Genomic DNA, 8338 nt, shown 5'->3' with positions numbered 1-8338 from the left:
TGTCTCTTCTCTGTCTGATACTCAACGTGTGCAGTAGAGATAGTAATACCACGCTCTCTCTCTTCCGGAGCTTTATCGATATCCTCGAAGTTCTCAGCTGTGTTACCAGCTACTCTTGCAGCCAGAACTTTTGTGATAGCTGCTGTCAGGGTTGTTTTACCATGGTCTACGTGTCCGATAGTACCAATGTTACAATGCGGTTTAGTTCTTTCAAACTTTGCTTTTGCCATTTTAAGACGTCCTCCTTAATTTACACCCAATACGGGTATCTCAATTTATGTTAGGCTGACTCTAATTATATTCGATTAGAGCCGTTTTTTCAAGCCTAATATTGCTTTTCCGGGCAGTTATCTGCCCGGAAAAGGCAATATAGTTACATTTTTAATTATTTCTCAGCTTTTCCAGCAAGAACTTTCTCCTGAACGCTCTTCGGAACCGGCTCATATTTCTCAAAGAACATGGAGTAGTTACCACGTCCCTGAGTTCTGGAACGAAGGTCGGTAGAATAACCGAACATCTCTGCCAGCGGAACATAAGCCTTAACCAGCTTGCCGCCGCCGATGTCTTCCATACCCTCGATACGACCACGACGAGAGTTGATATCACCGATGATATCACCCATATACTCTTCCGGCATGGTTACCTCAACCTTCATGATCGGCTCAAGCAGTACCGGGTTACCTTTACGCATAGCATCCTTGAATGCCATGGAACCTGCGATATGGAAAGCCATCTCAGAAGAGTCGACCTCATGGTAAGAACCATCGTATACGTCAGCGTGAACGCCGAGTACCGGGAATCCGCCGAGGATACCTGCCTTAGCAGCCTCTTCGATACCTTCGCCTACAGCCGGGATGTACTCTTTCGGGATAGCACCGCCGACAACGCTGGACTCAAACTTGAAGGTCTCTTCGCCGTTCGGATCCATCGGAGTGAAGTGTACCTTACAGTGACCGTACTGACCACGACCACCAGACTGTTTTGCATACTTGCTGTCTACATCTACAGCCTTTGTGAAGGTCTCTTTGTAAGCTACCTGCGGAGCACCTACGTTAGCTTCAACGTGGAACTCACGAAGCAGACGGTCTACGATAATCTCCAGATGGAGCTCGCCCATACCAGCGATGATTGTCTGACCAGTCTCTTTGTTTGTATAAGCACGGAAGGTCGGATCCTCCTCTGCCAGTTTTGCAAGAGCCTCGCCCATCTTGTCCTGACCAGCTTTGGTCTTCGGCTCGATAGCGATGTCGATAACCGGCTCCGGGAACTCCATGGACTCCAGGATTACCGGATGCTGCTCATCACAGATAGTATCACCTGTGGTGGAGAACTTAAATCCGATCGCTGCTGCGATATCACCGGAGTAAACCTTTTCCAGCTCGTGACGCTTGTTGGCATGCATCTGAAGGATACGTCCAACACGCTCTTTTTTGTCCTTTGTTGCATTCAGTACGTATGAACCGGAGTTCATAACACCTGAGTACACACGGAAGTAAGCCAGCTTACCTACGAACGGGTCGGTCATGATCTTGAATACAAGAGCAGAGAACGGCTCTTCGTCGGAAGAATGTCTTACAGTCTCGTTGCCATCCAGGTCAACACCCTTGATCGGCGGGATGTCAAGCGGAGACGGCATGAACTCAATGATAGCATCCAGGAGCTTCTGAATACCCTTATTTCTGTATGCGGTACCACAGCATACCGGGATAGCCTGACACTCACAGGTTGCTTTTCTTAATACTTTCTTTAATTCATCTACAGACGGCTCTTCACCCTCAAGGTATGCCATCATCAGATCATCATCCAGCTCGCAGATCTTCTCTACCAGCTCGGTGTGGTAAAGCTCAGCGTCATCCTTCATATCCTCCGGGATATCAAGGATGCTGATGTCCTCACCCTTATCATCATTGTAGATGTATGCTTTCATCTCGAACAGGTCGATAATTCCCTTGAAATCATCTTCCTTGCCGATCGGAAGCTGTAAACAGATAGCATTCTTACCAAGTCTGGTCTTGATCTGCTCTACACAGCCATAGAAGTTTGCACCCAGGATATCCATCTTGTTGATGAATGCCATACGCGGTACATTGTAGGTATCAGCCTGACGCCATACGTTCTCAGACTGCGGCTCTACACCACCCTTAGCACAGAATACACCTACAGCGCCGTCCAGTACACGCAGGGAACGCTCAACCTCAACCGTGAAGTCAACGTGTCCTGGGGTATCGATGATGTTGATACGATGCTCCAGAGCGCCTGGTTTCGGTTTGCAGTTTTCCTGCAAAGTCCAGTGACAGGTTGTCGCTGCAGAAGTGATGGTAATACCTCTCTCCTGCTCCTGAGCCATCCAGTCCATGGTAGCAGTACCTTCATGAGTATCACCGATCTTATAGTTAACACCAGTATAATACAGAATACGCTCAGTAGTGGTAGTCTTACCAGCATCGATATGAGCCATAATACCAATATTTCTGGTTCTCTCTAACGGATATTCTCTTCCAGCCAAAGCTTTTTCCTCCTATTAGAATCTGTAATGAGCAAATGCCTTGTTAGCCTCTGCCATCTTATGCATATCTTCTTTCTTCTTCACAGATGCACCAGTGTTGTTAGCTGCATCCAGAATCTCTTTTGCCAGTCTCTCTTCCTGAGTCTTCTCGCCTCTCTTACGGGAGTACAGAGTGATCCAGCGAAGTGCAAGAGCCTGTCTTCTTTCCGGCTTAACCTCGATCGGTACCTGATAGGTAGCACCACCGATACGTTTTGCCTTAACTTCCAGAACCGGCATGATGTTGTTCATTGCCTCTTCGAAAACCTCTACAGCTTCCTTACCGGATTCTGCAGCGACACGATCAAACGCGCCGTATACGATCTTCTGAGCAACGCCCTTTTTGCCGTCCAGCATGATGTTGTTGATTAATTTAGTAACAACCTTGTTGTTGTACAGCGGATCCGCTAATACGTCTCTTTTCTGAGTATGTCCTTTACGTGGCACGTTACTTCCCTCCTTAATATCTGCTCCGGCGGGGAGCCGCGGGAGCCATTCATTAGATCTTAGGTACTCGCATTGAACACTTAGCGAGGTCCCTCACGAGCTTAGTGTGAAAGCGCACCTGAGAAGCGAGCGCGTCTTTCAGCGCGACACTGAGCACGGTGCTTCCTCTCTTCCTGCCCGGCAGGTTCTCTCCAAGTTCAACCTGCGTCTCGTGCGCGGTTCTATGATTCCCTGCAACCTACAGGATCAATATCAAAGTCCGGCACATTCATTCTAAATCTAATAGAACTTCTACCTAATTAAAATTATTTCTTGTCTTTCGGTCTCTTAGCGCCGTATTTGGAACGCGCCTGTTTTCTGTTGGCTACGCCTGCAGTATCAAGAGTACCTCTGATGATGTGGTATCTGGTACCTGGTAAGTCTTTTACACGACCACCACGAATCAGAACAACGCTGTGCTCCTGTAAGTTGTGTCCCTCACCCGGGATGTAGCTTGTTACTTCGATACCGTTGGAAAGACGAACTCTGGCGATTTTTCTAAGAGCAGAGTTAGGCTTTTTAGGTGTTGCAGTCTTAACGGCTGTACACACGCCTCTCTTCTGCGGTGCAGAAACGTTGATAGCTTTCTTCTGTAAAGAGTTGTATCCCTTCTGCAGAGCCGGAGCTGTTGATTTCTTTTCAGATGTCTGTCTTCCCTTTCTTACTAACTGGTTAAATGTAGGCATCCTTTTCACCTCCTGTGATATTGTCTGTGGTTGCTTTTTAAGCTTGTATTTCCGCGCAGAAATTCCTTGAATTTTGCACGCTTACTTATTATAGCTAGTTTGAGTTGCACTGTCAAGGTATAAAATGCAAATTTTTCCCGTAAAATAAAGGGTTTTACGCTGTATCCAGGTACAGTGCAAAACCCTCTATTGTCTCGTCTGACTCTTTTTTATCTGGAAAATATCTTAAATATCCCGGAACTTCATTTCCACTACTCCTGCGGTCCCATGTACTCCGAATCACCAAAACCAAGAATCAGCATAAAAAGCGGATTCAGGAAAAATAAACCAATCGTAAATCCTATCCCGTGACCATAGGCACACGCCAGCTTATAGAGTGCCACCACATTCATGAGTGCTGTTCCCAGAAGCGCAAGCGAACCGATAACTCCCACGATTCCGCCGAAGGAATTTAAAATACCTCCGCCGACCGCCAGTCCCAGTGCCACCCAGAAATACTGCACATCCCAGGTCAGCCGGTACTGTACATAGCCATTGTAAATCGGAATGATGGATTTCCATCCTTCTTCCCCGGCTTTTGTAAAGATCTTCCAGTATGCAATTACCTGCAGAATATAAAAGATAAACGCAAATAATGCATATGCCATAATAAACGCTACCAATCCCATACACTTTCCTCCTTTCAGTTTTTACTGTCCGAAGAACGTATTCACGCCAGTCAGCAGTCCGTTCGCCAGCGTCTCAAGCGTCGCACCCGAATGATCGGACGCCTTATCTCCCAGCTCAATATCCACACTCGGAATCGTTGAATAGGAAGTCTGGGTCAAATCCATCTCCATGCTGCCTTTGGAATAAATCTTCACACCCGCGCTCTTTAAGCCGCTGATCAGCGACTCGCCCAGTTGGTTGTGCTGCTTCCAATGAGAGGCAACCGGCTCCATCGCACGGTAGGTTGCATTGCTTGGAACGCTCATGAAAAAGGCACCCTTGTTGCTGCTGGTTGAATCCCAGTGCAAGGCTATATGACAGTCCGCGTTGTTATTCGCAATGACCGTACGGGCTATATTATCCAGCTGTACATCATCTGATTCACGGATCATCAGTACATCATAGCCTGCATTCAGAAGTTTTGTCTTAAGCACCTTTGCCATAGCAAGTGTTACCTTGCTCTCTGCTGTTCCATCTGCAAAGGTCATACCGCTGGAAACTGCCACTGCTGAGGTAGCACCGGCTCCGGTTGTACCACCGGTTACTTTCGCACTTCCATCCGGATGACACTGGGTCTTGACTCTTCCGCCACCGTTTGTTCCATGTCCGGCATTGACACAGACCACTTTATTTTTCTTGTTGGAAGCAGTCGAGCGGTACAGGGTCGCAGTTCCGCTGTTGATCTTCGAATAATTTGCGTATTTATAATTAGAAGAAAGTGCGATCGCCGTGCCGCCGGATGTCTGCGCTCCCGCTGCTGTCTGGCTGGTTGTCTGGACAGCACCTGCAGATGCCGGTTTTTTGCTTGTCACATAGGCGGATGAAACGTAATACTTCTTTCCATTCAAAAGAATCATCGTCCACTGTCCGCTGGTTCCCACGCGCTCCAGCTTCTGACCGTAGGACAGATTGCCCGCGATATTATTGTCCTTGATCTGCGCCGATGTCCGGTAGCGCAGGGAAGACGTATTGACATACACCGAGTCACCTGCCAGCGCGATCTGCGACATACCGGCTGTCACCAGCAGAGCCGCCGCCAGTCCCAGTGTATGTTTTTTGAGCCGATTGTGTCTCTTCATCTATATAATCTCCTTCCAATGTCTCTATTTTTTAAATAATTGTTTCTGTTTTGAAAGTCTAAAATCGTTAAATTTGTTCTTTAAATTTATACAATTTAATCACATTACTTTGGATTTTAAACATTTCCTTTATAAGTATAACGGATTTTCCCCTTCGATTCAACCAATCCCGTGCTTCTATTTCTTACGGTTTTATGAAACAAAAAAAGACCGCCGCATCTCTGCGGCGATCTCCAAAAAACGGTTCCGTTTTTCATTTTTAATTATTCTTCCCTCAGCTCATCCTCGTTGAGTACAATCTTGTCTGCCTCGTCCAGTTCAGCCGGCTCGTTGAAGTCGTCCTCTGCCAGATCGATATCATCCTCTTCCTCAACATCAGTGTTCAGCTTGATGGAGCGGTAACGCTTCATACCGGTACCAGCCGGAATCAGCTTACCAATCAGAACGTTCTCCTTCAGACCAATCAGCTTATCTACCTTTCCGTTGATGGCAGCCTCGGTCAGAACCTTGGTTGTCTCCTGGAAGGATGCAGCGGATAAGAAGGAGTCGGTTGCCAGAGATGCCTTGGTGATACCCAGCATAACCTGACGTCCGATCGCCGGCTCTTTGCCCTCGGCTTCCAGCGCCTCGTTCATCTCGTTGAAATCGAGTACATCCATGGATACGCCCGGCAGTACGTCGGAATCTCCACTTTCCTCAATCTTAATCTTCTTTAACATCTGGTGTACGATCATCTCGATATGCTTATCGTTGATTTCTACACCCTGTAAGCGGTATACACGCTGTACTTCCTGGATCATGTAATCCTGTACGGCGCGGACGCCCTTGATCTTCAGAATATCGTGCGGGTTCACGCTACCTTCAGTCAGCTCGTCACCAGCCTCCAGAACCGCGCCGTCCTGAATCTTGATACGGGAGCCGTAAGGAATCAGGTATGTCTTGGAATTGCCCGTCTCATTATCCGTGATAATAATCTCACGTTTCTTCTTGGTATCTTTGATGGTTGCCACACCGCCAAACTCAGCGATGATAGCAAGTCCCTTCGGCTTACGTGCCTCGAAAAGCTCCTCGACACGCGGAAGACCCTGTGTGATATCGCCACCGGCAACGCCGCCCGAGTGGAACGTACGCATGGTCAGCTGTGTACCAGGCTCACCGATGGACTGTGCCGCGATGATGCCGACTGCCTCACCGACCTGAACCGGCTGACCGGTTGCCATGTTGGCACCGTAGCACTTCGCACACACACCGATATGGGATTTACAGGTCAGGACGGTACGGATCTTGATGGAATCTCTGCCCTGTTTCTTCAGTGCTGCCATAACAGCCGCTGCACGCTTCGGCGTACACATATGGTTCTTCTCAATCACCACTTCACCTGTATCCGGGTCTGTGATTGTCTCAGCGATGAAACGTCCTGTGATACGCTCCTGCAATGTCTCGATGGTCTCCTGACCATCCATGAATGCCTTGATCTCCATATACGGAATCTCCGGCTTATCCCAGCAGCAGTCCTCCTCGCGGACGATCAGATCCTGGGATACGTCTACCAGACGTCTGGTCAGGTAACCAGAGTCGGCAGTACGCAGAGCCGTATCGGACATACCTTTTCGAGCTCCGTGTGCGGAGATGAAGTACTCCAGTACGTCCAGACCCTCACGGAAGTTGGACTTGATAGGAAGTTCAATCGTATGACCGGTCGTATCTGCCATCAGTCCTCGCATACCAGCAAGCTGTTTAATCTGCTTATCCGATCCTCGCGCACCGGAGTCAGCCATCATGAAGATGTTGTTATATTTGTCAAGTCCTGTCAGCAGGTCGTGAGTCAGCTGATCATCGGTTGCCTTCCAGGTCTCGATAACTTCTTTGTAACGCTCTTCCTCTGTGATAAGACCACGGCGGAAGTTCTTTGCGATATGGTCAACCGTTGCCTGCGCGTCAGCAATCAGCTTCGGCTTGCTTGCCGGTACGGTCATATCGGAAATCGATACGGTCATGGCTGCACGTGTAGAGAACTTGTAGCCAATCGCCTTGATATCATCCAGGGTGATCGCTGTCTGGGTTGCACCATGGACATTGATAACCTTCTCCAGAATCTGCTTTAACTGCTTCTTGCCTACGTGGAAGTCAACTTCCAGTTTCAGCTCGTTCTCTTTCTGGGAACGGTCTACGAAGCCCAGATCCTGCGGGATGATCTCGTTGAAGATGAAACGTCCAACGGTAGACTCGATGATACCAGTCTTCGTTGTGCCATCCGGCATCGTGCGGGTTACTCTTACTTTGACACGGGAATGCAGGGTAACAACCTTGTTCTCGTATGCAAGAATCGCCTCGTTGATGCTCTTGAATGCCATGCCCTCGCCCTTGGCGCCCGGACGTTCCTGGGTCAGATAGTAGATACCAAGTACCATATCCTGGGAAGGAACGGCTACCGGACCACCATCAGACGGTTTTAACAGGTTGTTCGGGGAAAGCAGCAGGAAACGGCACTCTGCCTGTGCTTCCACGGAAAGCGGAAGATGTACCGCCATCTGGTCGCCATCGAAATCGGCGTTGAACGCGGTACAAACAAGCGGATGCAGCTTGATTGCCTTACCTTCTACCAGAATCGGCTCGAATGCCTGGATACCCAGACGATGCAGTGTAGGAGCACGGTTTAACATAACCGGATGCTCTTTGATTACATCCTCGAGAACGTCCCAAACCTCCGGCTGAAGGCGCTCTACCATCTTCTTTGCATTTTTAATGTTATGAGCGGTTCCGTTGGAAACCAGCTCTTTCATAACGAACGGTTTAAACAGCTCGATCGCCATCTCTTTCGGCAGACCGCACTG

At 48.6% G+C, this 8338-nt stretch carries 7 protein-coding genes; all 7 read right to left on the bottom strand.

Annotated features, from left to right (window positions below; all coding sequences use genetic code 11):
• On the bottom strand, positions 1–230 hold a 230-nt coding region (locus QVO97_RS00395; protein ID WP_288188462.1), incomplete at its 3' end, for a GTP-binding protein.
• 155 nt (positions 231–385) lie between these two features.
• Positions 386–2506, bottom strand: coding sequence for an elongation factor G (fusA, locus tag QVO97_RS00390; protein ID WP_022358474.1), 2121 nt, complete (start codon positions 2504–2506; stop codon positions 386–388).
• Between the two features lie 15 nt (positions 2507–2521).
• The gene (gene rpsG, locus QVO97_RS00385) at positions 2522–2992 is read right to left on the bottom strand and encodes a 30S ribosomal protein S7 (protein WP_022358473.1); all 471 of its coding nucleotides are present in this window, start codon (positions 2990–2992) and stop codon (positions 2522–2524) included.
• A 305-nt stretch (positions 2993–3297) separates the two neighbouring features.
• On the bottom strand, positions 3298–3717 hold the full coding sequence (gene rpsL / locus QVO97_RS00380) for a 30S ribosomal protein S12 (RefSeq protein ID WP_022358472.1): 420 nt from the start codon (positions 3715–3717) through the stop codon (positions 3298–3300).
• A gap of 251 nt (positions 3718–3968) precedes the next feature.
• Entirely contained in the window at positions 3969–4385 is a 417-nt protein-coding gene (locus QVO97_RS00375) for a DUF5684 domain-containing protein (protein WP_022358471.1), read from the bottom strand.
• A 21-nt stretch (positions 4386–4406) separates the two neighbouring features.
• Positions 4407–5504 (bottom strand): N-acetylmuramoyl-L-alanine amidase, encoded by a 1098-nt coding sequence (locus QVO97_RS00370; RefSeq protein WP_022358470.1) that lies wholly within the window; start codon positions 5502–5504, stop codon positions 4407–4409.
• A gap of 263 nt (positions 5505–5767) precedes the next feature.
• Positions 5768–8338: DNA-directed RNA polymerase subunit beta' (gene rpoC / locus QVO97_RS00365; RefSeq protein ID WP_288188459.1), on the bottom strand; the 2571-nt coding region annotated here is incomplete at its 5' end.

It is taken from the genome of Clostridium sp. CAG:43 (genome assembly GCF_000434655.1).
In the GTDB taxonomy this organism is placed as follows: domain Bacteria; phylum Bacillota; class Clostridia; order Lachnospirales; family Lachnospiraceae; genus Otoolea; species Otoolea fessa.
This window is presented reverse-complemented; position numbering and strand designations above follow the sequence as displayed.

Excerpts from the sequence above, each read along its gene's own strand:
- rpsL (WP_022358472.1), bottom strand. The coding sequence starts at position 3,717 with ATGCCTACATTTAACCAGTTAGTAAGAAAGGGAAGACAGACATCTGAA.
- QVO97_RS00370 (WP_022358470.1), bottom strand. The coding sequence starts at position 5,504 with ATGAAGAGACACAATCGGCTCAAAAAACATACACTGGGACTGGCGGCG.
- QVO97_RS00375 (WP_022358471.1), bottom strand. The coding sequence starts at position 4,385 with ATGGGATTGGTAGCGTTTATTATGGCATATGCATTATTTGCGTTTATC.